The sequence below is a fragment of the Stenotrophomonas maltophilia group sp. SKK55 genome, assembly GCF_057179845.1.
Genome location: NZ_JBXUHP010000059.1, coordinates 553505 through 577857, shown reverse-complemented (window position 1 = coordinate 577857; position 24353 = coordinate 553505). Strand labels below are relative to the sequence as shown.

Below are 24353 nucleotides of genomic sequence, written 5' to 3'. Positions count from 1 at the left end.
CTCAGTGTGGCATCGCCTCCAGCGCGGTGCGCACCGCAGTCGCCAGGTCACTGCGGGTAAACGGCTTCGGCAGCAGCGCAACGGCCCGGCCCTTGCTGCCCACCTGGTCGTGGTCGCGCGGATAGCCCGACGTGAACAGGACGGCAACTTCCGGCCAGCGCTCACGGACTTCACGCACCAGCTCCCAGCCCGACATGCCGGGCATCACCACGTCAGAGAACAGCAGGTCCACCTTGGTATCAGGGCGTTCCAGCAGCCGCAGCGCGGAGGGGCCGTCGTGGGCTTCCAATACCCGGTAGCCCAGCAGCCGCAGTGCATCCACCGTGTAGGCGCGGACATCGTCGTTGTCCTCGGTCACCAGGATGGTTTCCTCGCGCGGCGAGTAGCCCGCCAGGCCGGTCTGCGGGGTGCGCGCTTCGGAGGGCAGGGCCAGCGGTGAGCGCGGGAACATCATGGTGATGCTGGTGCCGCCGCCTTCCACCGAATCGATCAGCACGTGGCCCCCGGACTGCTTGACGAAGCCATGCACCATCGATAGGCCCAGGCCGGTGCCACGGCCAACCTGCTTGGTAGTGAAGAAGGGTTCGAAGACCCGGGCAAGCGTCGCCGCGTCCATGCCGTGGCCGTTGTCACGCACCCGCAGCATCACGTACTCGCCCGGCGTTGCGTCCGGGAACAGTGCGGCGTAGTCGTGGTCGAGGTGGCTGTTGTCGACCTCGATCACCAGCCTGCCGCCGTGCGGCATCGCATCGCGGGCATTCACCGCCAGGTTCAGTACAGAGGCCTCCAGCTGGCTGACGTCGATCTCGACGCACCAGATGTCCTCGGCGCTGCGGATCTCCAACTGCACCAGCTCACCCAGCGCACGCTGCAGCATGTCGTGCATGTCCAGCAAGCGCTCGTTGAGGTTGGCGGCCTGGCTGCGCAGCGGCTGGCGGCGGGCAAACGCCAGCAGGCGCTGGGTCAGGCTGGCGGCACGGCCGACACCCTTCAGTGCATTGTCCAGCGCACGGCTCACCATCGCTCCGGGTTCGCCCGCGCGCTCGCTGAGCAGCATGGCGTGCTCGACGTTGCCTGAGATGACCGTCAGGATGTTGTTGAAATCATGTGCGATGCCGCCGGTGAGCTGGCCGACCGCCTCGATTTTCTGCGACTGGCGCAGGGCATGCTCAGCGTGCACGCGCGCGGTGGTTTCCACGGCCTCGGAGACCACAGCGGTGACCACGCCCTCCGTATCGAGTAGTGGACGGAACGAGAAATCAAAGCTGCGCCGCCCGGTCGGGAGTTCCAGTTCCAGCGCATGCAGTGAACTGCGGCCCTGTACCGCTGCGGCCACGGCCCGATCGATCAGCGCTGCCATGCCCTCGGTGGTGCCGAACCAGACCGATTCGGCGAAGCGTTGGCCAACGACGTCCTTCTTGTCTGCCAGCACCGCGGCCAGTGACGCGTCATTGGCATCGACCACGCGTCCGGACAGATCCAGCAGCACCTGGTGCTGGAAACTGGATTCGAAGATCGCCTGCAGGCGCCGCTTGCTGGCGCGCAACTCGGCCGTGCGTGCCTGTACCTGCTGCTCGAGCAGCTGGTTGTCTTCGCGCAGGGCCAGCTCGGCCTGTTTCAGCAGCGAGACGTCGCTGCCCAGGCAGATATACCCGGCCACGCTGCCATCGGCGGCATGCTCAGGCACGCAGTCCATCTGCACGAATCGTGATTCGCCGCTGCGATGGATCAGTTCGACCTGGAAGCGGGTGCGCTCGCCCTGCAGTACCCGTTCCAGGCTGGGCAGGGCGTGCTCGAAGGCAGAAATGCCGCTGACATCCCGAGCCGGCCGACCCAGCAGTTCTGCAAGGCTGAATCCATGCCAGTCCAGGAACGCCTTGTTGGCAAACCGGTAGCGATGGTCCTTGTCCAACTGGGCGATCAGCGCCGGGACGGCATCGGTCACCATCTGCAGCTGGGCCTGGCTTTCGTTCAGCGCGGCCTGCGCATTGGCCAGCTGGGTACGCTCGTGCGCCTCCTGGCGGGCGCGTCGGATCGCATCGGGCAAGCGTTGCAGGCGTTGCTTCACCACGTAGTCGCGGGCACCGCGCGTGAGTGCCTGTACCGCCAGTTCCTCGGTCAGGGTGCCGGAAACAAAGATGAAAGGCGTCTGCGGCACGCGCTCGCGCGCCAGGGCAAGTGCTGCGTCACCATCGAAGCCTGGCAGGACATGATCGGCGAGGATCACGTCGAACGGGCGGTTTTCGATGGCCTCGATGAACGCGTTGCGGGTCCACAGGCGCTCGGCCTCGAAATCGAGGCCGGCACGCTGCAGCTGGGCGCTGATCAGCTCCGCATCAAGCGCGCTGTCCTCCAGCATGAGGATGCGCAGGCGCTCGCTGCGGCGCGATCCATCACGCATTGCGCTGCCCCGAACCGTTGGGCCGATGCGGTGGCGGCTGGTTGGTGATGCCCCAGAACATGCCCAGGCCCTGGATTGCGTCGAAGAATTCCTTGAAGTCGACCGGCTTGACCACGAATGCGTTGACGCCCAGTTCGTAACTGCGCACCAGGTCCTGCTCTTCGCGCGAGGAGGTCAGCATCACCACCGGCGTGCTGCTCAGATTCGCATCGCCGCGTACCTGTTCCAGTACTTCAAGGCCATTGACCTTGGGCAGCTTGAGGTCCAGCAGCACCACCACCGGACCGCCGTGCATGGCGCCGGCAAACTTGCCTTCGCAGCGCAGGTAGTCCAGCGCTTCGGCGCCGTCGCGTACATGGATGACATCGTTGAGCAGCTGGCAGCGCGCAAGCGCGGCCATCGTCAGCTCTGCATCCTTGGGGCTGTCCTCCACCAGGAGGATCGGCCGCAGGTCCCTCATGGGTGTTCTCCTGTGGAGCGGGGTAGGGTGAAGTGAATGGTGGCGCCCTTGCCGGGCTCGCCCTCGGCCCAGGTACGGCCGCCATGGCGGCCGATGATGCGGCGTACGTTGGCCAGACCGATGCCGGTGCCTTCGAATTCTTCCACGTGGTGCAGGCGCTGGAACACACCGAACAGCTTGTCGACGTAACGCATGTCGAAGCCGCAGCCGTTGTCGCGCACGAAGAAGTGATCTTCGTCGTCGCTGCGGTCGTGCCCAATCTCGATCATCGCGTGCTCGCGCTCGCGGGTGAACTTGATCGCGTTGGCCAGCAGGTTCTGCCAGACCAGACGAAGCATCGTCGGGTCGGCTTCCACCTCCGGCAGCGGCGCGAGCGTCCACTGCACGTCGCGGCCGTCGTAATCCAGCGCCAGGCTCCGGCGCACGTCCTCGGCCAGCGCAGCCATGTCCAGACGCACCCGCCCCAGCGTGGAGCGTCCCATCTGCGAGAAGCTGAGCAGGTCGTCCACCAGTGTGCCGGCGGACTTTGCCGAATCGACGATCGTATCCAGGAAGCGGCGCTCGGTCTCGTTGAGGCGTTCGCCCGCCGAGCTGCCAAGCAGCTCCGAATAGCCCACGATGTGGCGGAAGGGGGCGCGCAGGTCGTGGCTGACCGAATAGGAAAAGGCCTCCAGTTCCTTGTTGCTGCGCAGGAGCTGCTCGTTCAGCTCCGCCATCTCCTCGGCCTTGCGCAGCACGATATCGACGATGGCTGTGCGCATCTCGTGCGCCGCATCGCAATCAGCATCATTCCACGGCAGGCTGCGCTGCCGCACGGTCTCTTTCCAGGCATCGAAGGAGCTCCGCGGGGACAGTGCCACGCCGGGCGCTGCGGTCTTGCGGGGGTCTCCCCCCCAGCGCACGGTTCGCACCACCTCCGGCCGGAACCACATCAGGTAGCTGTCATGCAGCTGCGAAATGGACACTGCCAGCAGGCCGCTGGCTACATCGGCCAGGTGTGCGGCAGGCGACCAGTGGGCGGCAAGGTGGTCGGTGCAGTAGGTTTCCTGCCCGGCCTGCCGGGTAGCCAGCCAATCGGCCAGGGCCAGCACGTCGCTGGCCGGTGGGCACTCACCCACGCGCATGCAGTCGCCCTTGTGTACGATGGCCGCACCGGCCGCGCCGGTCAGCGACAGCAGGCTGGCCTCGTCGTGGCGCAGTGCAGCCATGAAGTCCTCATCACCGGCCATGCGTGCCAAGAGCTTGACCAGCACCGAACGCCGGGCCACGCGCTCTTCGATTGCACGGGCGCGCTCCTTCAGCGCGATCTGCAGCGACAGGATCTGGCCCATGAACTCGCAGGCGGTACGCACGTGGTAGGGCAGGCGGCGTGGCTGCACGGTATGGCAGGACATCAGGCCCCACAACCGCCCCTCATGTACAAGTGACACCGACATCGACGCCCCGGTCCCCATGTTGCGCATGTACTGAAGATGCACGGGGGACACGCTGCGCAGCACAGCCAGGCTCAGGTCGGTCGGTGGCGCCTCGCGGTGGTCTTCGGCCCGCATCAGCGGGGCAGGGGTGTAGTTGTTGTCCGCGATCAGGCGCACCCGGTTCCGGCGGTAGAGTTCGCGGGCCTGTGCGGGAATGTCCGACTCCGGGAAGCGCAGGTCGAGGTAGGATGGCAACAGGCCATTGCCATCTTCGGCCACCACGATGCCATTCCAGCCGGCATCGAATTGATAGACCAGGGTGCGGTCAAAGCCGGTGAGCCGCCGCATGTGCGCGGCCGCAAGCCTGCACAGGTCTTCCACCGTCGCTGCCGATTCAATGCCGGTCATCAGCTCGCGGATGGCTGGATACAGTTCTTCCAGCGAGCCGGGCTGGCCGGGAACCGGTGCTTCCAGCTCAACCAGAAGGTCCGTGGCGGAGCGGTGCACCAGCAGCTGATGGCGGCCGTGCCCATCCAGGTGCACGGCACCGACATGCGCGCTGCTGCCCACCGTCGCCTGTTGCAACGCGCCTTGGAACGGTGCCAGCACGCCGCCCAGCACCTCACTGACGTGCTTCATCAACGGTTCGCCGAACTGTTTCAGCAGCCCGGGGTGGCTGATGGCGCGCTCGCGTACCTGCAGGGACTGCGGTTCAACGACCAGAAGCACACCGTAGGGCTGGATCGCGCCGGGGGTGTGGATCGGTTCGCGCGCGCAACGGGACAAGGCAGTGTCGTGCACGGATTCGGCAGGAGGCGTCAAGGGCGGGACTCATGATTCGTGGATGGCTGGAACAGCCCAGCACTGCATCCGGTGTGCATGGATGGTGAAGCAAAAGCGTGCCGCCGCATACCACCACGTGAATGTGAAGGGGCTTTCATTCAAACCTGAATTCTTCATCTACGCAGCGACGGATGAACTGGAAGGCGTCTGTCGCGCCCCTGCATGCCTGTGCGCGCTCCTGGCCACTTAAAACGAGCGCATCCAGCTCCTCCCGCTCGCGTCTCCAGTACTCGGCCACACCGAGGTTGGAAGGGCGCAGGTGGCGCGCCCCGTACCCGGCATGAAGCTGCAACGCAGCGGCCATCTTCAACAGCACGGACGCTCCCAGCGTCGAGCCCTCCGCCACGTAGCGCCAGCCCAGAACGGTCGCTTTCGAGAATGCTTGAGGCTGCGGTTGCCAGGCATGGGGTACCGGGATGGAAGCGCCGAGGTCGCGAAGATCCTCCTCGATCAGCGGCAAGCGGGTCGCGCCCGGATCCTGCATCCGGTACAGCGGCGCAACGGCGCTATGGAAGTGCCATTGCACGCGCAGGAAGCAGAGGTAACGCTGGCGCGACGCGAAGATGTGTTGCTGCAACAGGTGCTGGTCGAGGCGATCGTGGGCCGTTCGGGTGTGCGCTTTCAGGGCGGCGCTGAGGGCAATGGGGTGATCGGGCTGTGCTGGCAATATGGATGTAGGCATCGGCGCGCACCCTAGCAGATTTCGATGCGGAGGCCGGTGCAGGTTTCGCGGCCAGCACATCTGCGCTGCACGCCGGCTAGACAGGGACTGCCCTACGGTGACTGCACTTCCAACAGATGCCACGCCCGTGAACCTGCAGACCGCATCCGCGCCCGAGTACCGCATGCTCCCTGACAGCTGCCAATTTGAACTGCTGGATGTGGATGCACTACAGGATCCCGCCAGCGGCCGGCTGCTGCACCTGTACTCGCTGGTAGCGCGTTGCCTTTCCTGCGAGACGATCTTCAAGGCAGAAGAAGGGCAGGGCCTGGTCAGCCATACCGCGGCGCGGGTAGTGCGGTGCCCCACCGGTTGCGGGCAGCAGGCGTTCAAGCCGGCCCTGCTGCGGACCTGGCGCCCGCAGGCCGTGACCCAGGCGTGAGCAGCAGAGATCACAGCAGCCCGGGATTGGCCCGCCAGACGGCGAAGTTGAGCGCCGAGGCGAACGAAATCCAGGCAAGGTAAGGAAGCAGCAGCACCGCCGCAAGCCGGCGGATGCGCGCGAACATGACGATCGTCGCGCACACCAACACGATCAATACAAGAATGTCGGCGAAGGCAAGCGCGCCCAGCTTCCAGCCGAAGAACAGCCAGCTCCATAGCGCGTTGACGGCCAGCTGCACCAGATAGAGCAGCAGCGCGGGCCGTGCGCCGCGCCAACCGCGTTCGCGCCAGACCAGCCACGCGGCAACCGCCATCATGGCGTAGAGCAGTGTCCACACCGGGCCAAAGACGCTGGCCGGTGGTGCCCATGCGGGGAGGGCAAGGCTGGCGTAGAAGCTTGCCGCGGATGTGGACGCCCACGCCCCCAGGCTTGCCGCAACGAAGGTGATCGCCACCCATCCCAGAAGTCCGGAAACCTGTGAACTCCGCTTCATACCGTGCAGCTCCTTGATACGTATGCGGCCTGTCTACGCACAGGGGCCGCGAATGGATGCAGGCTGTCGGCCTTCAATCTGAAGAGCCGACGGCACCGGCTCCCTGGCTCGCTGGCAACAGGGAAGGTCGCTGGTCAAACCACTCGCGTGCCCTGGCCAGGTGCCATTGGCGCTGGTCACCGTCCAGCTCGATGCCCGCACCCAGCAGCCCCCAGCGCAGGTAGAGATCACCGCGCTTGCGCTGGTCGAGCAGATCCAGCCGCGCGCGTACCGAAAGCCGATCGTTCTCGGCCTGCAATCCATCGATGATCAGATGGCCCGGGCGCCAGCGCAGCGTCGCCCGGGCCTGCACCTGGCCGGAATCCAACAGCGACAGGGTCCAGCGCGGGTAGTCGGTACGCTCTGCGAACAGTGCAAGCAACGGGCGGGCATCGCTGAGATCCAGATCCGTGGCGGCATCGACCTGGAAGGGCGACTGCGCGTCGATGCGGCCACGCCTGAAGGCCACGCGGCCTTTCCATGCGCTTGTTTGCTCTGTATCCGCCACCTGCACATTGCGCAGCTCGACGGTGGTGCCGGACAGATCGAAATGACGCTGATTGAAGTCACCGCGGCGCAGCGTTGCCTTCACGTCGACGTCGCCGCCCATGTCCAGCCCTGCCACCTTGGCGCTGGCATTGCGCCCCAGCAGCCGGGCAGTGCCGTGGCCGACGCGTCCATCGGTGTCGAGCGTGGCATCGCCGCTCAGGCTGCCGGTGCCACGGAGCAGTCGCACCTGCGGCGAGTCCAGGTAGCGGTTGTAGGCGGCCAGGTCGGGAATCGTTGCTTGGCTGAAGCGCAGGTGCGCGCGGACACCCTTGCGCAGCTCCTGCAGGCGACCATCACCGGTCAGGTCCAGGGCCAGATCACGGCCGTCGAACAGGCGCACGTCCTTGGCATCGGTTGGCCGAGCAGTGAATCGTGGCAGCCGGACAGCCAGCTGTGCCTGGCTGGGGCTGCCGGCCTTCAGTTCGCCATGGGCGCTGGCCGTGCCCGCCAGTCGTACGCCCGCGACTTCGGCCACGGCTTCGGCGGCCGGAATGTCCACGGTGCTGCCTTCGATGAGGGTCGGCAGGGAATCATTACGTACAGGGCCAAAAGCTGCCTAAGCGACTGAATTTCAAAGTTGATTGCTCGTCTCTCGATCAGGTTCTCCCCATCTATGGGGTCTGTTCAAGCACCTTGGCTGTGTAGCTCAGCGGCGCCACTTCCCTTTCAAGATCCAGGTGGTAGTCGCCGAAGCGATTGATGTGGCTGGTCCGATAAGGCGACAGGCCGGCCAGGATCTCGGGCGTCAGTTCAATCCCCTCCTTCCTCATCTCGGCCAAGGTCCGGCTCATGCCTTCCACGTTGTGGAGGATGATCATGTTGGCCACCAGCTGGCTGTACTTGATGATCTTGCGCTGCTCGTGTTGGACGTTCTCAGCAATGATCCCCTGGCTGCCAAAGAACACCCATTTCACGAAGCCGTTGTATTCCTCGCTCTTGTTGGTGGCAGCATGGATCGTTTTGCGGATCTCATTGTCATCAATGTAGCGCAGCAAGAACAGCGTTCGAACGGCCTTGCCAAGTTCCCGGAAGGCGAAGTACAGCTTGTTCTTCCGGCTGTAGGTGCCCAGCCGGCGCAGGATCGAGGACGCGGTGATCTTGCCCAATCGGATTGAGATCACCACCCGCAGCATGTCGTGGAGATGGGTGGCGATCAGTTGCCAGTCGATGCTGTCCCCGAACAGTGCCTGGATGTTCTTATAAGCCCTACCCGGTTCGGGCCGAAAGAATGTCAGGTCCTTGATGTTCCGGATCCGGGGCATCAGCTGGATGCCCAGCATGTGGGCCAGGCCGAAGACCGGATAGCTTTGGGCCTGCGTGTCGCCATGGACGATCTCAGGCTGGATGTCGGAAGTGTTGGCCAACAGACCGTCGAGGATGTAGATGCCCTCGTGCACGCCACAGGGAATGAAGTGGCTGAACAGCGCTACGTATTTGTCGGACACGTGGTAGTAGCCGATGCCACCGTAGCCGCCGTAGCGGATGTGATACTCCGACAGCAGGTTGTCCTCGTAGACGCTCCACTTCGTGCCATCAGCTGATGCGCTCTTGCCGCTGCCCCAATAGCCAGGCAGGTCGAATTTGTTGTAGGTATTGATGACCTCCACGATGGCCTTCTCAAGCACATCCTCGGTCACGTATTTCAGGTTGAGCCAAGCGACTTGGCGCCGGCTGAAGCCCTTGATCGACCGCGCCGTCTGCGTCGGCCCCAGGTTGCAGCCATAGCAGAATAGCGTGGTGATCACACGTCGGGGCAGATCTTCGACCTGGCTCTCGGTGCCGGCGATCGGGCGGAAGAAACGGTGCAGATCCAGCCATTGGCTGGCATCGATCAGGACATCGACGATGCTGGATTCTGGAAGCCGTTCGGCGATGAGGCGATCCACCGTGGTAATCGCGCTGGAGACTTCGGCGCGTTGCCCCTTCCGCAGCACCAGGCGCCCATCCAGGATGTCCGCATGTACGTTCTCCGGGAAACGCGCGTCGACCTCATCGGCCAGGGAGGTCAGTTGTGCACGTAATCCCGCCACGAAAGACTCGGCGTCGGTGGGCAGGCCTGACACCTGGCCGTAGGCTTCCAGTTCCTGGGCCAAGGTGGCTTCATCGACCAGCTGCTCACGGTAGTCATCAAACCGTTCGCTGCTGGGAATGAAGAGATCTCCGGACTTCAGTTCGTCCTTGACCTGCACCAGCACGGCCAGCTCGAAGTACTTACGGTGCATCCAGCCGGCGCCGGCTGCACTGGCCCGCTTGCCGAACACGTGCTGACACCAGAGCTTGGACATCCAGTCAAAGTCCTTTTCCGGGTCCAAACCGAGGGAGGCGACCTCGATCAGCTCACGGCGCTGGTTGCGCAGCGAGAGCACCGCTGCGATCAGCGGCTCCATGCCGGCGTCGTGGCTGGTCGCCCGAAGTTTCATCAGCTCCAGCCCATTGAACAGCAGCGGCCTGACCGCGCCATAGGGCTGCAGCATGAAAGGCAGGTAGTTCTTCCCGGCGTAGGCCATATGTTCTTCGCATTCGGCCAGCAAGGTCGACACTTCCGCTTCCAGGCTGTTGTCGATGGCATCCACGCGCTGACTATCGCTGCCGTCTAGCTGATAGGCCTGCAGGATTTCCTTGAGCTGGCCGATGAGGAAGTCGGCCCGTTTGGCATGTTCGAGCTGGTAGGCCAGCAATTTCTGCTGGGCCGTGTTCTCCAGCCCGCGCACCTGCTTGATGAACAACTCGGCTGCATCATCCAGTGTCTTGGCATGCTGGGCGCGAATGAAGATGGTGGCCAGCGCATAGCGCTTGTCCGGAGCCAGTTCGGCCAGCTCGCTGGCGTCATAGGCCCGAGCCATTGCACGGAACTGCTTGAGCTTGGGCACCGGCACATCGATGGGAGGCAGCTGGTCGGCCAACTGCTGCAGCATGCGGATGTGCTGCAGGTAGAACCGAACTTCCTTGTTGGTGGGCCGGCCGGGCTCGCGCTTGAGTGATTGCCAGCCGGTGAACCTGGACCCTTCCGGTGCGCGCAGCAGTTCGTCGATGAGCGTGCGCGTGGCAGGCGTCAGCGCGTGGCTGATGCTGCGGTAGTAGCCCAGATTGACCCGCTCACGGGCGCCGATGGCGGCCAGCTCCAGAGTGCGGAAACCGGGCAGTTCGTAGCGATGGTGCACCAGCTCTTCGAGCAGGACGTTCACGATGTCCGGGATGGTGTGCTTGGTCTGGGCTGCTCCGGTGGCCACTGTGTCCAGCCAAGCCAAGCCCGATTTATCCAGGGGACGTACCCCGATGAATTGCCGAAGCTGCGGCATATGCCGGCGCTGGCTGCCGGAAGCGTCGTAGCGTTCGAGCTGGTCGGTGTCCAATACGCGCCCGAGTCGGGCGGCCTTGGCGATGTGCTTCCGGATCCGCTCGGGTACGTCGGCCAACAGCGTGAAGTAGCCCAAGCGTTGGAAGAGCTTGAGATGAATCAGTACCGCCAGCTGCGGACCCGGCTGGGTGGTCAGCTGCTTGGCGAATGCAATCTCAGCGGCGGTCGGGGTATAGATCTCCTCCAGTTCCTTGGCGGTGGGATCAGGCTTCAGTCGCGGGTAGGCGGTCTCGTGAAGGGTAGCCATTGGATCCGGAGGGTGTGAGGGGGATCAGTCCCAGTGCCGGCCGTCGTCTGTACTGAGCGACGCTTCCAGGAAGCACTGGTGCGTATCGGCCATGCGGTGCATGTCATCGAGCAACGTGGCCAGGATTTCATCCAGATCCCTTTCGGGATCGGTGGGAGCAGTCAACTGGTACTCGCTGCTGGCGGTGTTCAGGCGCACAGCCTGGAACGGGGCCAAGCAGATCTCTTCAATTCGGCCTCGGGCCTTGGCCGCGCCGCGGCCCGTGCGAGCAAACGGGGTCAGCACCATGCGCAGGCGCAGCTGCAGGGCCGATTTGCCCTCCGGCGCCGGCAGTGCCATCGCCGGTACCGGCACGGTTGGACTGGGCAGGCTTGCTTCAATGCGGTCCCGGGCAAACGGGTCACGCCCGTCCAGGTAACGCATGGCCGACTGCACATCGCGCCAGCCCACGTACTCCATCAAGGCCTTCATGTCCCAGCCTTGGTCGTTGGCCCAGCTGGCAAAGCCGCGGCGCAACGAATGGCTGCTGTGGAGCCCCGCATCGGCAAAGCCGGCACTGGTCAGCAACTCGCGCAGCAGGCGCACCAAGCTGTTGGGATGCAGGCCTTCGGCGCTCACCTGGCCCCATTGGTTGACTGCCCGAAACACCGGCCCTTCTTGCAGGTCGGCCGCCTGCAGCCACGCCTGGGTCGCCTCCACCGGACATAACCGCGACAGCGCCGGCACCTTGTAGGTGACGCCGGCTGCCTGGCGATCACCCTTGCTGCGTGGCAAGAAGCAGGTCATCCCCTGTCCCGGCACCAGCGTGAGATGGGCCACGTCCAGACGCAGCAGTTCATCGCCACGGAATCCCCGCCAGAACCCGAGCAGCACCAGCGCTCGGTCTCGTTGATGGCGCAGCGCCGCCGGCCCATCGCCCCGGGCATGTGCCGCAGCGATCGCCGCGGCCAGCCAGTCATCGAGCTCGACCAGCCGCCGAATCTGGAGCGGCGCGGCTTGCTTGACCTGGCCCGGGTGCAGGGTCTGGATGCCTTTGAGCACCTTGCGCACCAGCGGCGATCGGGTCGGGTCGACAAAGCCGTGGTCGCGGTGCCAAGAGGCGATGGCCGCCAGACGTTGGCGGAGGGTGCTGGTCGCCAAGGTCTGCGCATAAGCGGCCAGGTACCGGGCCACGCTGTCAGGTGTCGCTGGGAGGTGGCCTTGCCATTCAACCTCGAAGTGCCGCAGCGCCGACGCATAGCTGCGCACCGTGTTCTGGCGCGTGGCCGCATCGAGGTAGCGGTCCAGTTCGGTCACTGGCGCGTGGCCTCCACCGAGGTCGTCTGGCGCAGCGTCGACAGGATGGTGCATTCCGCCCGCTGCCCGCCATGGCAACTGGCAATCACCCGTTCCAGCTCGCTGGCCATGCGCTGCAGGTCGGCCATGCGGGCGCGCACGTCGGCCAGATGGCTGCGGGCCAACCGGTCCACGTCCCCGCACGAAAGCTCCTCATCGCCGGCCAGCTGCAGCAGGCTGCGGACCTCCTCCAGGCTGAAGCCCAGGTCCCGGCCACGCGCAATGAAGCGCAGCCGCTCGATGTCGGCCGGGCCATAGACCCGGTAGCCGTTGCCCGTGCGCCCCGGGCGCGGCAGCAACCCGATCCGCTCGTAATAGCGAATCGTCTCCAAGTGGCATCCGCTGGCGTCGGCAGCCTCACTGATTTTCATTCGTAGTACGCTTGACTCCGTAGTAGCTACGGACTTTACGCTGAACCCGTATCCGCCGCCACTCCGGCCGCGGCGCTGCATGTGACGACCATGCCACTGCCCATCGCCTTGATTCGCTACTGCCTGATTGCCTTGCTGATCGGCTGGGTTCTGCCCGCTTCTGCTCAGGCGGAGCCTGCCGCAGCAGACCTGCGCCAAACCTGGCAGATGCTCGATTACATCGCGGTCGACTACCCCGGCGCGGTCCAGGCCGGTCGCGTAATTGCCCCCAACGAATACGCCGAAATGAGCGAGTTTGCCGGCGCCGTGCGCAGTCAGCTGGCAGCATTGCCCGGTGGCCAGAACCAGCAGGAGCTGACGGCCCAGGCCGACCGCCTGGTCCAGGCGGTGGCAGAGAAGGCCGACCCGGCGCAAGTGGCAACGTTGGCGCGCGGGCTCGGCACGACGCTGTTGGCCCGCTACCCGATCGGCGCTGTTCCGGCGAGCGCGCCGAAGACCTCCCAGGCCGCGTCCATCTACAGCCAGCAGTGCGCGGCCTGTCACGGCCCCACAGGTCACGGTGATGGCCCCGCCGCGCAAGCGTTAAGTCCGCCGCCGATCGCGTTCACCGATGCCACTCGCGCCGCGCAGCGAACGCCGCTGTCGTTGTACGAGGTCATTTCCCAGGGTGTGCCGGGTACCGGCATGGTCAGCTTCTCTGGGCTGTCAGAAAGTGATCGCTGGGCGTTGGCATTCTATGTGGGCAGCTTGGGGTACTCCTCGCAAGCCAAGGCTCAAGGTGAGGCGTTATGGCGCACCAGTGCCGAGGCCCATACGCACATTCCCTCGCTCGAAGCGCTGACACGCACGCGAGAGGCCGATCTTGCCACCACGATGCCCGCCGATCAGGCAAACGCGATCATCGCCTACCTGCGTTCGCAGCCACAGGCAGTAAACGAAGCGGTACCAGGAGCCGATCGCTTTGCGGTGGCGCGGCAGCGACTGGCCGCCAGCCAGCGCGCTTACGCTGATGAGGACCTGGCTCAAGCCAAAAAGCTTGCGCTCTCGTCCTATCTGGATGGTGTAGAGCCGCTTGAACCCACGCTGGCCACGCGCAATCCGTCATTGCTGCGAGAGATCGAGACGGCCATGGCAGGCTACCGCGCGCAGCTGGATCAGCATGCGCCCGCGGCTGACGTTGCCGGGCAGGCAGCGCAAATTGCCCAGCTGTTTGATCGCGCGGACGTGGCGCTGCAGGACACCCGAATAGGCGCCAGCACCGCGTTTCTAGGCAGCTTTACCATCTTGGTACGCGAAGGACTGGAAGCGCTGCTGATCGTGATTGGTATCGTGGCGTTCTTGCGTAAAGCCGAGCGGTCTGATGTGTTGCCGTATGTGCATGCGGGTTGGATCTGCGCGTTGTTGGCAGGCGCAGCTACCTGGGCAGTGGCCACTTACTTTGTTGATATCAGCGGTGCGAACCAGGAAGTCACTGAGGGCGTCTCGGCCTTGTTCGCTGCCGCTGTCCTGCTCAGCGTAGGCATCTGGATGCACCAAAAGAGGCTTGCAGGGCGGTGGCAGGAGTACCTGCACGCCAAGCTGACGACTGCGCTGACACGGCGCTCGGCTGTTTTCCTGTTCATGCTGGCCTTTGTCGCGGTGTACCGCGAGGTGTTTGAGACGATCTTGTTCTACATCGCGATGTGGAGCGATCAGGCGTCCACCGCCATCCTCGCAGGCCTGGTGGCGGGAATCGCGGTGTTGGCTGCGGTGGCGTACTGGATGCTGCGCATGAGCAGGCGGCTGCCGATTGGCCGGTTCTTTTCGATCAGCTCGATTCTCATCGCGGTGATGGCGGTCATCCTGATCGGTAAAGGCGTGGCCGCGTTGCAGGAAGCGGGCTGGATCTCTCAAACACCGCTCGCGTTGCCGCGCATCGAGTGGATCGGCCTGTATCCCACCTGGCAGTCGCTGCTGGCGCAGGTATTGGTAGGCACCGCCGCCATCGTGGGGTTCCTCGCCAATGCCCGTTCCGGTGTGCGTAGACAGCCAGGCGCAAACAAGCAATGAAACAACACAGCAGAGGACCAAGACATGAGTGATTGCGGGTGCCACCACGAAGCCAAGAACAAGGAGGAGCGACGCATCCTCTGGATCGCCTTGGTCCTGAATGCAGCGATGGCCGTGATCGGCGGCATTGCCGGCTGGATTGCCCATTCCACCGGGCTGCTGGCTGACGCGCTGGACATGCTGTCTGACGCCACCGCCTATGCCATTGGCCTGGTCGCTATCGGGCGCACGGCGCGCTTCAAGGCCAACGCCGCGTGGGTCAGTGGCAGCGTGCTGCTGGTGCTGGGCGTAGGCGTGCTGGTCGAAGTCGGCCGCCGGGTGATGTACGGCGCCGAGCCGGTCAGCGGTTGGATGATCGGTACCGCTCTGGTCTCGCTGGCCGTGAACCTGAAGGTGCTCCGTATGCTCGCCCCCTTGAAGTCTGGCGAAGTGCATCTGCGAGCGACCTGGCTGTTTACCCGCGCCGATGTGGTGGCCAACGTTGGGGTGATTCTGGCCGGCCTGTTGGTGTGGTGGCTGGCCAGCCCCTACCCGGATTTCGTGATCGGCGCCCTGATCGGCCTGTATGTGATCAAGGAGGCTTTCGAGATCTTGGGTGATGCTCGCCGGGCGCGTGCCGACGCGCGCAAAACGCCTGCATGACAGCGCTTGGCCGGCTGAGCTGTGGCCTGCGCTGGCTGCTGCTGGCGCACTTGGCCGTGGGCCTTGTGACGCAGCCGGTGCTGGCAGTGGTTGGCGAGCTCCATGCTCAAACCCATCTGGCCGCGGCCGACCATGACCCGGCAGTGGCATCACCAGCTTCCGAGCGTGGCGTAGACGCCGCGCTGCACCGGCTACAGCAGCTGGTGCTGTGCTGTAGCCAGGCCGCGCCGGCTCCAGAAATAGTGTTGGCCATTGCTCATATCGGCCGGCATTGGCCGTCGGCGACAGCCCATGCGGACAGATATCGGCATGAGCACCTGCTCGCGCCGTTCCGGCCGCCGATCGCAGGGTGATGCGCGCCGGCGTGCGCCGGATCCCTGTTGGCTATCGAAAATTCTGGAGTACTTCATGCATGTGCGATTGGCGGCCCTGGCCGCGTGGCTACTGTTGAGCGCGGCGGCAACGCCGGCGACAGCAGAAGAGCTGATGACCTTGGACGACGCGTTTGCACGCGTGGCCCAAACCCACCCCGAGCTGCGCCTGGTCGATGCGCGAGCCACGGTGCTCGCTGCCGAGCGCGACCAGGCCGTGCAGCGGCCACCGTGGACGTTGGGGGCGGAGGTTGAAAATGCGCTGGGCACGGGCGCGGCCCGTGGCCTGGACAGCGCGGAGTTGACCTTGAGCCTGAGCTCGGTCCTGGAGCGCGGCGGCAAGCTCGACGCCCGCCGCACCTTGGCCCAAAGCCGGATTGATGCACTGGCCGTGCAGCGCGAGACCGGGCGGCTGGACCTGCTCGCCGAGACGGCGCAGCGCTATTTGGCCGTTGTCGGTGCCGACCGGCAACGCAGCCTGGCGAACATGGATGTCGGCCAGCGCCAGCGGACCGTCGCCGCTGCCCGGCAGCGCCTGCAGGCTGGCGCGTCTCCCGAATCGGTGATGCTCACCGCACAAGCAGCACTGGCGAGAGCAGAATTGACCCGTGATCGGGCCGAGCAGCAGCGCATTGCCGCCCGGCAGCACCTTGCTGCCCTCTGGGGCGAACGTGCTCCGAGCTTCGAGGTGGCCGCGGCGGATCCCATGACCCTGCCGGCGATCGCGTCCATGCAGTCGCTGGCCGAGGAATTGGAGCGCACTCCCGAGTTGGCGCAGTTTGCCGATGCCCGCCGGATCGCGCAGGCACGACTGCAGCTGGCGCGTTCGGCGGCCTCGCCGGACTTGTCGTGGCAGCTGGGCGTGCGCCGCCTGCAGGAGACTGACGACACCGCGCTGGTGGCCAGCCTGTCCATGCCACTGGGCAGCCGCAGCCGCGCGCAGCCGGAGATCCGCGCCGGCGAAGCCGAGCTGGAGGTTCTGACGGTCGAGCGCGAGGCCAAGGGCCTGTCGCTGTATTCCACGCTGGTCGAAGCCCATGGTCGCTACACCGTGGCGCAGGCCGAGGTGGCACGGCTGCAAGGCGAGGTGCTGCCGAAGTTGGCCCGGGCTGAGCAGGCCGCCGAGCGCGCCTATCGCGCCGGCGCGATCAGCTACCTGGAATGGGCACAGCTGCAGTCCGAACGCACGGCCATGGCCCAGCAGCAGCTGGACGTGGCGCTCGATGCGCAGCGCGCCCTGATCGAAATTCAACGCCTGACCGGCCAGGCGCTTGTCGCGCCGCCGGCGGCTGCTTCCACCGGAGAGACCCCATGAATCGCTTTTCCTGGACCGCACTGGGCATGGCCCTGATGATGCTGGCCGCCTGCAACGCGTCGGCCCCCAACGAAGCGTCCGAAGGCGGCGCCGCCGCTGAGGGCGAAGAGCACGGCGAGCACGAGGAAGCGCCGCTGGAAACCAAGATTGCCGCCAAAGCTGCGCAGGCAGCGGGTATCCAGGTCGCACCGGCAGGCCCCGGTGAGATTGCTGACGAGCATGAGGTGCAAGGGCTGTTGACCCCGATTGACGGTCGCATCGCGCAGGTCACGGCACGCTTCCCCGGACCGGTCCGCTCCGTGCGTGCGGGCGTGGGTGATCAGGTACGGGCCGGCCAGGCACTGGCCACGGTAGAGAGCAACCTGAGCCTGACCACCTATACCGTCACCGCGCCGATCAGTGGCGTGGTCATGGCGCGCACGGCCGCCGTAGGCATGGCCGCCGCTGAGGGCGCGCCGCTGTTTGAGGTCGCCGACCTGTCCACGCTGTGGGTGGACCTGCACATCTTCGGCGCCGACGCCCAGCACATCGGTGCTGGCGTGCCGGTGACGGTTACCCGCTTGAGCGATGGCGTCACCGCACAGACCACCTTGGAGCGCGTCCTGCCCGGCACCGCCACCGCCAGCCAAAGCACCATTGCGCGCGGCACGGTGGCCAACACCGATGGCCTGTGGCGGCCGGGGTCGGCGGTCAAGGCGCGGGTCACCGTGGATCGCCAATCGGCAGCGTTGGTGGTGCCGATCACGGCGCTGCAGACCGCAGAAGACCAGGACGTGGTCTACGTGCAGCAGGGCGAAACCTACCACACCCGGCCGGTGAAGCTGGGGCGCCGCGACGCCGAACGCGCCGAAGTGCTGGAAGGCCTCAAGGCCGGTGAACAGGTGGTGGTGGCCCAAAGCTTCCTGATCAAGGCCGACATCGAAAAGTCCACCGTGGAAGAAGAATGAGGCCCGCCATGCTCGAACGCCTCATTGGGCTGTCCATCCGCCATCGCTGGCTGACGCTAGTGCTCACCGCTGCGCTGGTTGCGCTGGGCGTGTGGAGCTACCGTCACCTTTCCATTGACGCCACACCCGACATCACCAACGTCCAGGTCCAGATCAACACCCAGGCCCCGGGTTACTCGCCGCTGGAGGCCGAACAACGGGTCACCTTTGCCATCGAAACGGCCATGGCCGGTCTGCCCAAGCTGGACTACAGCCGCTCGCTGTCGCGCTACGGGCTTTCGCAGGTCACCGTCGTCTTCAAGGACGGCACCGACCTGTACTTTGCCCGCCAGCAGGTCGCCGAGCGCCTGCAGCAGATCGCCTCCCAGCTTCCCGAAGGGTTGGACCCGGAAATGGGGCCGATCTCCACCGGGTTGGGCGAGATCTTCATGTACACCGTGGAGGCCGAGCCCAACGCTCGCAAGCCCGACGGCACCCCGTACACGGCCACGGACCTGCGCACCCTGCAGGACTGGGTGATCCGGCCGCAGCTGCGCACCACGCCCGGCGTCACCGAGGTCAACACCATCGGCGGCTTCGAGCGGCAGATCCACATCACTCCCGATCCAGCTCAGTTGGTGGCGCTGGGCTTCACGTTGAACGACGTGGTCGCCGCGGTCATGCGCAACAACCAGAACATCGGCGCCGGCTACATCGAGCGCAACGGACAGCAGTTCCTGGTGCGCGTGCCGGGCCAGCTAGCCAATCTGGAGGCAATCGGCAACATCGTGCTGGACCGGCGCGATGGCGTGCCCATTCGGGTGCGCGACGTCGCTAGCGTGGGCGAAGGCAAGGAGCTGCGCACGGGCGCGGCCACCCAGAATGGCCACGAGGTCGTGGTCGGTACCGCCTTCATGTTGTTCGGCGCCAACAGCCGGGAAGTCTCCCAGGCGGCCGCGGCCAAGCTGGATGCCGCCAACGCCAGCCTGCCTGCCGGCGTCCATGCCAAGGCCGTCTATGACCGCACCGCACTGGTGGATCGCACCATCGGCACGGTGTCCAAGAACCTGATCGAGGGCGCGCTGCTGGTGGTGGTGGTGCTGTTCCTGCTGCTGGGCAATGTGCGCGCCTCGTTGATCACCGCGGCGGTGATCCCGTTGGCGATGCTGTTCACCATCATCGGCATGGTGCGTGGCGGCGTGTCGGGCAACCTGATGAGCCTGGGCGCGCTGGACTTCGGCCTGATCGTGGACGGGGCGGTGATCATCATCGAGAACTGTCTGCGCCGGTTCGGCGAGGCGCAGCACGCGCTGGGCCGCCAGCTCAACGATGAAGAGCGCTATGACCTGACCGCCTCGGCCACCGCCGAGGTGATCCGTCCCAGCTTGTTTGGCCTGGGCATCATCGCCGCGGTCTACCTGCCGATCTTCGCGCTGTCCGGGGTAGAAGGAAAAATGTTCCACCCGATGGCGATCACGGTGGTGCTGGCCCTGACCGGCGCCATGGTGTTGTCGCTGACCTTCGTGCCGGCGGCGATCGCCAGCTTCCTGCGCGGCCGTGTGGCTGAGCACGACAACCGCCTGATGCGCTGGTCGCGTGCCCGTTATACGCCGCTGCTGGATTGGGCCCTGCGTCGGCGCGTGGTGGTGCTGGCCGGCGCGGCCGTGCTGGTGGTGGGCTGTGGCGTGCTGGCCACCCGCTTGGGTTCGGAGTTCGTGCCGAGCCTGGATGAGGGCGACATCACCTTGCAGCCCATGCGTATTCCCGGCACCAGCTTGGAGCAGTCGGTGGCCATGCAGGAAACGCTGGAGAAGCGCCTGGCCCAGTTCCCGGAGGTGGCCAACATCTTCTCAAAGATCGGCACCGCCGAGGTGGCCACCGATCCTATGCCGCCGTCGATGGCCGACACCTTCCTGATGCTCAAGCCCCGCGACCAGTGGCCCGACCCGCGCAAGCCCAAGGCCGAGCTGGTGGAAGAGCTGGAGGCGGCGGCCAAGGAAATCCCGGGCAGCAACTACGAGTTCACCCAGCCCATCCAGATGCGCACCAACGAGTTGATCTCCGGCGTCCGTTCGGACGTGGCGGTCAAGGTCTACGGCGACAACCTTGACCAGTTGACGCGCCTGGCCAGCCGGGTCGAGCGGGTCATGCGTAGCGTCCCCGGCGCCGAAGACGTCAAGGCCGAGCAGGTCTCCGGCCTGCCGCTGCTGACCATCACGCCAGATCCGGCGGCATTGGCACGGTATGGCCTGAACCCGGGCGATGTGCAGGAAACGGTGGCCACCGCCATTGGGGGCAGTGTTGCCGGCCAGTTGATCGAGGGCGACCGCCGCTTCGACCTGGTCGTGCGCCTGCCCGAAGCGCAGCGCCAAGACCCCGCTGTGCTGGCAGATCTGCCCATTCCGCTGCCGGCAAGCACCAGTGTCGATGAGTCCAGCCGTCTGGCCGCCGGCGCCAATGGGGGGCCTCGCACGGTGCCGCTGCGGGAAGTGGCGAAGATCCAGGTAGAGCGCGGGCCCAATCAGATCAACCGCGAGAACGGCAAGCGCCGCGTGGTGATCACCGCCAACGTGCGCGAGCGCGATCTGGGCGGGTTCGTCGGCGAGTTGCGCACACGCATCGGCCAGGATGCCGCGCTTCCAGAGGGCTACTGGATCGATTACGGCGGCACCTTCGAGCAGCTGATCTCGGCCACCCAACGCCTGGGCGTGGTCGTTCCGGTGACACTGGCGTTGATCTTCGCTCTGCTATTCATGGCCTTCGGCTCGGCCAAGGATGCGGCCATTGTGTTCAGTGGCGTGCCGCTGGCGCTGACCGGCGGTGTGCTGGCACTGGCTCTGCGCGGGATTCCGTTGTCGATCTCTGCCGGTGTGGGCTTCATCGCGCTGTCGGGCGTGGCCGTACTCAACGGGCTGGTCATGATCGCCTTCATCCGCCGTCTGCGCGAACAGGGCGATCCGCTAGACGACGCTGTGCGCGACGGCGCCCTTGGACGCCTGCGACCGGTGTTGATGACCGCCCTGGTAGCCTCGCTGGGCTTCCTACCCATGGCCTTGAATGTCGGTGCTGGCTCGGAAGTGCAGCGGCCGCTGGCCACTGTCGTCATCGGCGGCATCGTCTCATCCACCGCATTGACCTTGTTGGTGCTGCCGGTGCTCTATCGTTGGCTGCATCGCGACCGAGCTCCCCGCGCCGGTAGCACTGCTTTGGAGTCCCTATGAACGAGCTCAACCTGGAACAGGTCCGTGCGGCGATGTTTACCGACCCGGGCGTGAAAGCGGTGGACGACCTGCGCCTGGTCGCCGGTGAGCATGGCCGTGCGATCGCGGCCACCATCACGGTCGCGGCGCCCTCGGTCGACCTGGACCTGGTGCATGCTGTGATTGCCCAGGTCCTGGCCGATCAATTCGGCATCGATCAGATCATGCTGTGTTTCAACGACCCGGGCCCGGTACCGCCGCCGCCCACCGCGGCGCCGTTAAAGAAGATGTGATCGCAGCCCCTGGCTCTATGCGTCTGCGCTGGCAGGCGCATAGAGCTGATGACCCGGCAACGCGCACGCGCCGGCATACACAAAGGCCACGCTTTGCCGCGCCCGGGTGAAGGCCACGTAGTATTTCGGCGGCGCGGTGATACGCGCTGCATCGGCCGTGCGCAGGTACTGCGTCAACGGCCCGTTCGGAAAGATGAGGACCCGACTGTAGGTGCGGCCCTTGCACTGCCCAAAGTTCACCGCCGGCAGTCCGTCGCACGCCTGCCGCCGGTCATGCCGGAGCACGGTGGGGGCGAACTCCTGCATGTACGCGGCCACATCCCCTGGAGCGACGAGGTAGATGCCATCGTGTCCGGTGACCTCGCCATTGCCTGATTGGGTCCGCGGCATCTGCGGATAGAGCGTGTCAGCCATATCGCACAGGGCCTGGACGCAGCGCAGACTGGTGAGGCGGTGATCCAGCCGGCATAAGCCGTCGGCCTCCCAAATCTGAAACAGCGCTGCCAGATTCGGACCACGGTATTGGCTGTACCTTTGCGCATAGTTGGTGGCATACGTGGCTTGGCGCGTATCGCCTACCAACGTGATGGCAATCTCGCTCTTCAACAGCCGTTCGACCAGATCCAGATCAAAGCCGGCCAGATCCTGGACTTCGTCGATGTAGAGCTCGTCGTACATCGCCGCCAATCGCGCCACGACCTGGCCTTGGGTCAGCTCATCGCAGCGCACAGCGAAATCGGCCGCTCGGTCCGAATACATCCGGTTGCCCGCCAGGTAGTGGCGCGCCACCTGGGTGCGTGGGGCGCGGTTGTTGGTGACACCTTCTACGAACAGGATGGTCTCGATGCGAGGCTCAGGGCAAAGCGCAGCTTGGTACGGGCGAATGCACTGGCGCAGCAGAAAGCCATACCAGCTGTGCAAGGTGACATGCGCGGGGACCGCGCCTGCGTGGGCCTCAAACGAGCGCCGGATCTCTTCCAGGTTTTCCAGCGTGTAGGTGACAATCGCGATGCGGCGCCCAGGTCGCTCCAAGGCCTGCCGGACCAGCAACGTGGTCTTGCCCGAGCCGGCTGCCGAGAGCAGGACCCGGTTAGGTGATGGCACGCTGGACATAGTCCGGGAACCTGATCGAGTGCGGGCTATTGAAAATCGCCAAGGCCGTATCGGTCTTATGGCCCTTCATGTACTTGAGCAGCGCCACCTCATCGGCAAAGGCCTTGCCCAGCACGGTATTGAGTTCGGCCAGCGAGTTGGCTTTGATCAGCTGCTCTTCCAGCGAAGGGGCGCTCTCGTCGGAATCGTAATAGATCGCGTTGATGTGCTCGGCATAGCGCTCTTGCACAACTGCGATATCACCGTCGTTGTCGGTGATCACCTTGGCCTGAATCCTCAGTCGATCGGCAATCTGCAAGAAGCGTTTGAATGCCAACGACTTGACCGAAATGATGTCTACGCCGTGAGCCATCGGCGCCACGCCGTGATGGTCACTGTAGGCACGCTGCACGATCAGTTCGTCGGAAGGGCCTTCCACCAGGATCGCCTGCTTGGCCAGGATCAACCGCAGCGTGTCGTGGCCCGGCAGCTTCATGAAATAGTCGTGGGTATCGCTGGGCAGCTGGTCCAGCTTCATCTGGCCTTGCGCGCTGAACAGGATCACGTTGTCCACGCCCAGCTTGTTCAACACGAAGCTGCTGTGGGTGGCGATGATCACCTGCTGGGCGGTGGAGAGGGCCGCAATCTTGTCGATCAGCTGGGTCATGCTGGAATAGGACAGATGGTTCTCCGGCTCCTCGATCAGCAGCACGTGAGCCGCGCCGGCCGCGTGCATCGCCAGCTTCATCTTCACCGCGCTTTGCTCGCCCTTGCCGGCCTGGGTGAACGGGAGCTCATCCAGGTAGGGTGACAGGCTGGTTTCCCACGTTGAGCGCGGCGATGTGTCCACGCCTACCGTCAATGCCCTGTGGCTGATGTCCCCGGTGTGCTCGGTCAAGTAGGCATTGATCGCTGCCACATCCGCTTCTTCGGAAAAGCTCTGCCGCATGCGGCGGAAGCTCAGCGACAGCGAGACGCGCTGCGCAGGCGTCAGTGCCTGCTCGATGATGCCGGCGATATAGCGATCGGCACCGGACAAGGTCTTGATGCCGTGCGTGTCGATGATGGTCGAGTCGAACGGAATACTACGGGCGGTGACGCCATTGTTGGCGAAGGAGTACCAGCGCACCGTGTAGTACTCCACCGGCAGGCTGACCGCGCCCTGGTGCTGCTGCAGGTAGGCGTTGAACTCCTCGCGGTAGTCGTCGTTGAGCTCGACCAGCAGCCGGATGCCGGCGGTATCCAGACGCAGGGAGTTGTTGGTGCCGCGTAACGACGCCAGCGCGGCGTCGGCGCCCAAATAGGCTTCGATGGAGATCCGTGGCGGCGAGGCCGGCGTGCCCGTGGCAAGCGCTCCCAAGTACTCCTGCACCATGGGCTGGTGGAACAGGTAGGGCGTGAGCTCGTAGGCAAGATTGCGCCCATGCAGCTGGCCGGTGACCACCGCGTGGATGGCCTCCAGCAGGGTGGATTTACCGACCTCGTTGTCGCCCACCACCAGGTTCATGTGGGCATTGAGGGGCAGGTCCAGATGGCGAAACGACTTGAAGTTGTCGATGACGATACGTTCGATCGGCATGCACAGTCCTTTGATGGCCAACGGGCTCGGTGGCGGAGCCTGCCTGCACCCTGGCTGGCCTCCTTTCCGCTCTGGGCCATACTACCCAGCGATCGCCGGCCCTGGGCGGTTTCGTACTGCTTGGGACGCGGGGAAGGGTCAGAATCCGCCTTACGCGGGATAATTCAATATTATCCCGTATAACTATTTTCGCCGACGAGCGGTCGTCTACCTGCTTTAATAGTATGTAATTACATGGTATGTAATACATTACGAAATAAAGTGAGGTG

The 24353-nt window shown here is 65.0% G+C and carries 18 protein-coding genes and 1 pseudogene; 8 read left to right on the top strand and 11 right to left on the bottom strand.

All coding sequences use genetic code 11. From position 1 onward, the window contains the following. Position 1: 1 nt before the first annotated feature. The 4 genes from AC2A1N_RS20775 to AC2A1N_RS20760 form a co-directional block, all read right to left on the bottom strand. Complete coding sequence (locus AC2A1N_RS20775; RefSeq protein WP_242892656.1) at positions 2-2401, bottom strand: hybrid sensor histidine kinase/response regulator; 2400 nt, start codon at positions 2399-2401, stop codon at positions 2-4. Next, positions 2394-2861 carry a response regulator gene (locus tag AC2A1N_RS20770; RefSeq protein WP_049414761.1) on the bottom strand — a complete coding sequence of 156 codons (468 nt, stop codon included), beginning with the start codon at positions 2859-2861 and terminating at the stop codon, positions 2394-2396. Before AC2A1N_RS20770 ends, AC2A1N_RS20775 begins: the two co-directional genes overlap by 8 nt. Then, positions 2858-5098: an ATP-binding protein gene (locus AC2A1N_RS20765; protein ID WP_331275680.1), complete on the bottom strand. Its 2241-nt coding sequence runs from the start codon at positions 5096-5098 to the stop codon at positions 2858-2860. Before AC2A1N_RS20765 ends, AC2A1N_RS20770 begins: the two co-directional genes overlap by 4 nt. Before the next feature lie 115 nt (positions 5099-5213). Continuing rightward, positions 5214-5801: a biliverdin-producing heme oxygenase gene (locus AC2A1N_RS20760; RefSeq protein ID WP_484373363.1), complete on the bottom strand. Its 588-nt coding sequence runs from the start codon at positions 5799-5801 to the stop codon at positions 5214-5216. A 163-nt stretch (positions 5802-5964) separates the two neighbouring features. Here AC2A1N_RS20760 and AC2A1N_RS20755 point away from each other — a divergent pair, with 163 nt between their 5' ends. Then, the gene (locus AC2A1N_RS20755; RefSeq protein WP_278252468.1) at positions 5965-6222 is read left to right on the top strand and encodes a hypothetical protein; all 258 of its coding nucleotides are present in this window, start codon (positions 5965-5967) and stop codon (positions 6220-6222) included. 10 nt (positions 6223-6232) lie between these two features. Here AC2A1N_RS20755 and AC2A1N_RS20750 read toward each other — a convergent pair whose 3' ends face one another. The 5 genes and pseudogenes from AC2A1N_RS20750 to AC2A1N_RS20730 all read right to left on the bottom strand — a co-directional run bounded on the left by AC2A1N_RS20750 (position 6233) and on the right by AC2A1N_RS20730 (position 12617). After that, positions 6233-6718 carry a TspO/MBR family protein gene (locus tag AC2A1N_RS20750; protein WP_154350764.1) on the bottom strand — a complete coding sequence of 162 codons (486 nt, stop codon included), beginning with the start codon at positions 6716-6718 and terminating at the stop codon, positions 6233-6235. A 73-nt stretch (positions 6719-6791) separates the two neighbouring features. Further along, a pseudogene (locus AC2A1N_RS20745) lies at positions 6792-7823 on the bottom strand (hypothetical protein); the annotation flags it as partial. Between the two features lie 94 nt (positions 7824-7917). After that, positions 7918-10911, bottom strand: a complete 2994-nt coding sequence (locus tag AC2A1N_RS20740; RefSeq protein ID WP_005413372.1) for a Tn3 family transposase — start codon at positions 10909-10911, stop codon at positions 7918-7920. A 24-nt stretch (positions 10912-10935) separates the two neighbouring features. After that, positions 10936-12207, bottom strand: a complete 1272-nt coding sequence (locus AC2A1N_RS20735; protein WP_005413373.1) for a site-specific integrase — start codon at positions 12205-12207, stop codon at positions 10936-10938. Continuing rightward, positions 12204-12617, bottom strand: a complete 414-nt coding sequence (locus tag AC2A1N_RS20730; RefSeq protein ID WP_012480230.1) for a MerR family transcriptional regulator — start codon at positions 12615-12617, stop codon at positions 12204-12206. Before AC2A1N_RS20730 ends, AC2A1N_RS20735 begins: the two co-directional genes overlap by 4 nt. Positions 12618-12707: 90 nt before the next feature. Between AC2A1N_RS20730 and AC2A1N_RS20725 the strand changes: the two genes are divergently transcribed. Genes AC2A1N_RS20725 through AC2A1N_RS20695 form a run of 7 tightly spaced genes read left to right on the top strand, consistent with a single transcriptional unit; the run spans position 12708 to position 21413 of the window. Beyond that, complete coding sequence (locus AC2A1N_RS20725) at positions 12708-14666, top strand: FTR1 family protein (protein WP_484373360.1); 1959 nt, start codon at positions 12708-12710, stop codon at positions 14664-14666. A 24-nt stretch (positions 14667-14690) separates the two neighbouring features. Continuing rightward, entirely contained in the window at positions 14691-15308 is a 618-nt protein-coding gene (locus AC2A1N_RS20720) for a cation efflux transmembrane domain-containing protein (protein WP_005413376.1), read from the top strand. After that, on the top strand, positions 15305-15661 hold the full coding sequence (locus tag AC2A1N_RS20715) for a hypothetical protein (RefSeq protein WP_012480228.1): 357 nt from the start codon (positions 15305-15307) through the stop codon (positions 15659-15661). Before AC2A1N_RS20720 ends, AC2A1N_RS20715 begins: the two co-directional genes overlap by 4 nt. A 55-nt stretch (positions 15662-15716) precedes the next feature. Beyond that, positions 15717-16994, top strand: a complete 1278-nt coding sequence (locus tag AC2A1N_RS20710) for a TolC family protein (protein WP_478447025.1) — start codon at positions 15717-15719, stop codon at positions 16992-16994. Continuing rightward, positions 16991-17941, top strand: coding sequence for an efflux RND transporter periplasmic adaptor subunit (locus AC2A1N_RS20705; protein WP_021201906.1), 951 nt, complete (start codon positions 16991-16993; stop codon positions 17939-17941). The genes AC2A1N_RS20710 and AC2A1N_RS20705 overlap by 4 nt, the downstream gene beginning before the upstream one ends. An 8-nt stretch (positions 17942-17949) precedes the next feature. Continuing rightward, complete coding sequence (locus AC2A1N_RS20700) at positions 17950-21141, top strand: efflux RND transporter permease subunit (protein WP_484373358.1); 3192 nt, start codon at positions 17950-17952, stop codon at positions 21139-21141. Further along, positions 21138-21413, top strand: coding sequence for a hypothetical protein (locus AC2A1N_RS20695; protein WP_019184735.1), 276 nt, complete (start codon positions 21138-21140; stop codon positions 21411-21413). Before AC2A1N_RS20700 ends, AC2A1N_RS20695 begins: the two co-directional genes overlap by 4 nt. Positions 21414-21428: 15 nt before the next feature. On the opposite strand, the gene AC2A1N_RS20690 is transcribed toward AC2A1N_RS20695, so the two are convergent. Together AC2A1N_RS20690 and AC2A1N_RS20685 are read right to left on the bottom strand one after the other, a co-directional pair. Further along, the gene (locus AC2A1N_RS20690) at positions 21429-22526 is read right to left on the bottom strand and encodes a UvrD-helicase domain-containing protein (protein ID WP_012480224.1); all 1098 of its coding nucleotides are present in this window, start codon (positions 22524-22526) and stop codon (positions 21429-21431) included. Beyond that, complete coding sequence (locus AC2A1N_RS20685) at positions 22504-24084, bottom strand: ATP-dependent nuclease (protein ID WP_021201904.1); 1581 nt, start codon at positions 24082-24084, stop codon at positions 22504-22506. The genes AC2A1N_RS20690 and AC2A1N_RS20685 overlap by 23 nt, the downstream gene beginning before the upstream one ends. Positions 24085-24353 lie beyond the last annotated feature (269 nt).

Excerpts from the sequence above, each read along its gene's own strand:
- AC2A1N_RS20730 (WP_012480230.1), bottom strand. The coding sequence starts at position 12,617 with ATGAAAATCAGTGAGGCTGCCGACGCCAGCGGATGCCACTTGGAGACG.
- AC2A1N_RS20775 (WP_242892656.1), bottom strand. The coding sequence starts at position 2,401 with ATGCGTGATGGATCGCGCCGCAGCGAGCGCCTGCGCATCCTCATGCTG.
- AC2A1N_RS20700 (WP_484373358.1), top strand. The coding sequence starts at position 17,950 with ATGCTCGAACGCCTCATTGGGCTGTCCATCCGCCATCGCTGGCTGACG.
- AC2A1N_RS20715 (WP_012480228.1), top strand. The coding sequence starts at position 15,305 with ATGACAGCGCTTGGCCGGCTGAGCTGTGGCCTGCGCTGGCTGCTGCTG.
- AC2A1N_RS20695 (WP_019184735.1), top strand. The coding sequence starts at position 21,138 with ATGAACGAGCTCAACCTGGAACAGGTCCGTGCGGCGATGTTTACCGAC.
- AC2A1N_RS20760 (WP_484373363.1), bottom strand. The coding sequence starts at position 5,801 with ATGCCTACATCCATATTGCCAGCACAGCCCGATCACCCCATTGCCCTC.
- AC2A1N_RS20740 (WP_005413372.1), bottom strand. The coding sequence starts at position 10,911 with ATGGCTACCCTTCACGAGACCGCCTACCCGCGACTGAAGCCTGATCCC.
- AC2A1N_RS20720 (WP_005413376.1), top strand. The coding sequence starts at position 14,691 with ATGAGTGATTGCGGGTGCCACCACGAAGCCAAGAACAAGGAGGAGCGA.
- AC2A1N_RS20725 (WP_484373360.1), top strand. The coding sequence starts at position 12,708 with ATGCCACTGCCCATCGCCTTGATTCGCTACTGCCTGATTGCCTTGCTG.
- AC2A1N_RS20750 (WP_154350764.1), bottom strand. The coding sequence starts at position 6,718 with ATGAAGCGGAGTTCACAGGTTTCCGGACTTCTGGGATGGGTGGCGATC.
- AC2A1N_RS20770 (WP_049414761.1), bottom strand. The coding sequence starts at position 2,861 with ATGAGGGACCTGCGGCCGATCCTCCTGGTGGAGGACAGCCCCAAGGAT.
- AC2A1N_RS20755 (WP_278252468.1), top strand. The coding sequence starts at position 5,965 with ATGCTCCCTGACAGCTGCCAATTTGAACTGCTGGATGTGGATGCACTA.
- AC2A1N_RS20685 (WP_021201904.1), bottom strand. The coding sequence starts at position 24,084 with ATGCCGATCGAACGTATCGTCATCGACAACTTCAAGTCGTTTCGCCAT.
- AC2A1N_RS20690 (WP_012480224.1), bottom strand. The coding sequence starts at position 22,526 with ATGTCCAGCGTGCCATCACCTAACCGGGTCCTGCTCTCGGCAGCCGGC.
- AC2A1N_RS20705 (WP_021201906.1), top strand. The coding sequence starts at position 16,991 with ATGAATCGCTTTTCCTGGACCGCACTGGGCATGGCCCTGATGATGCTG.
- AC2A1N_RS20710 (WP_478447025.1), top strand. The coding sequence starts at position 15,717 with ATGCATGTGCGATTGGCGGCCCTGGCCGCGTGGCTACTGTTGAGCGCG.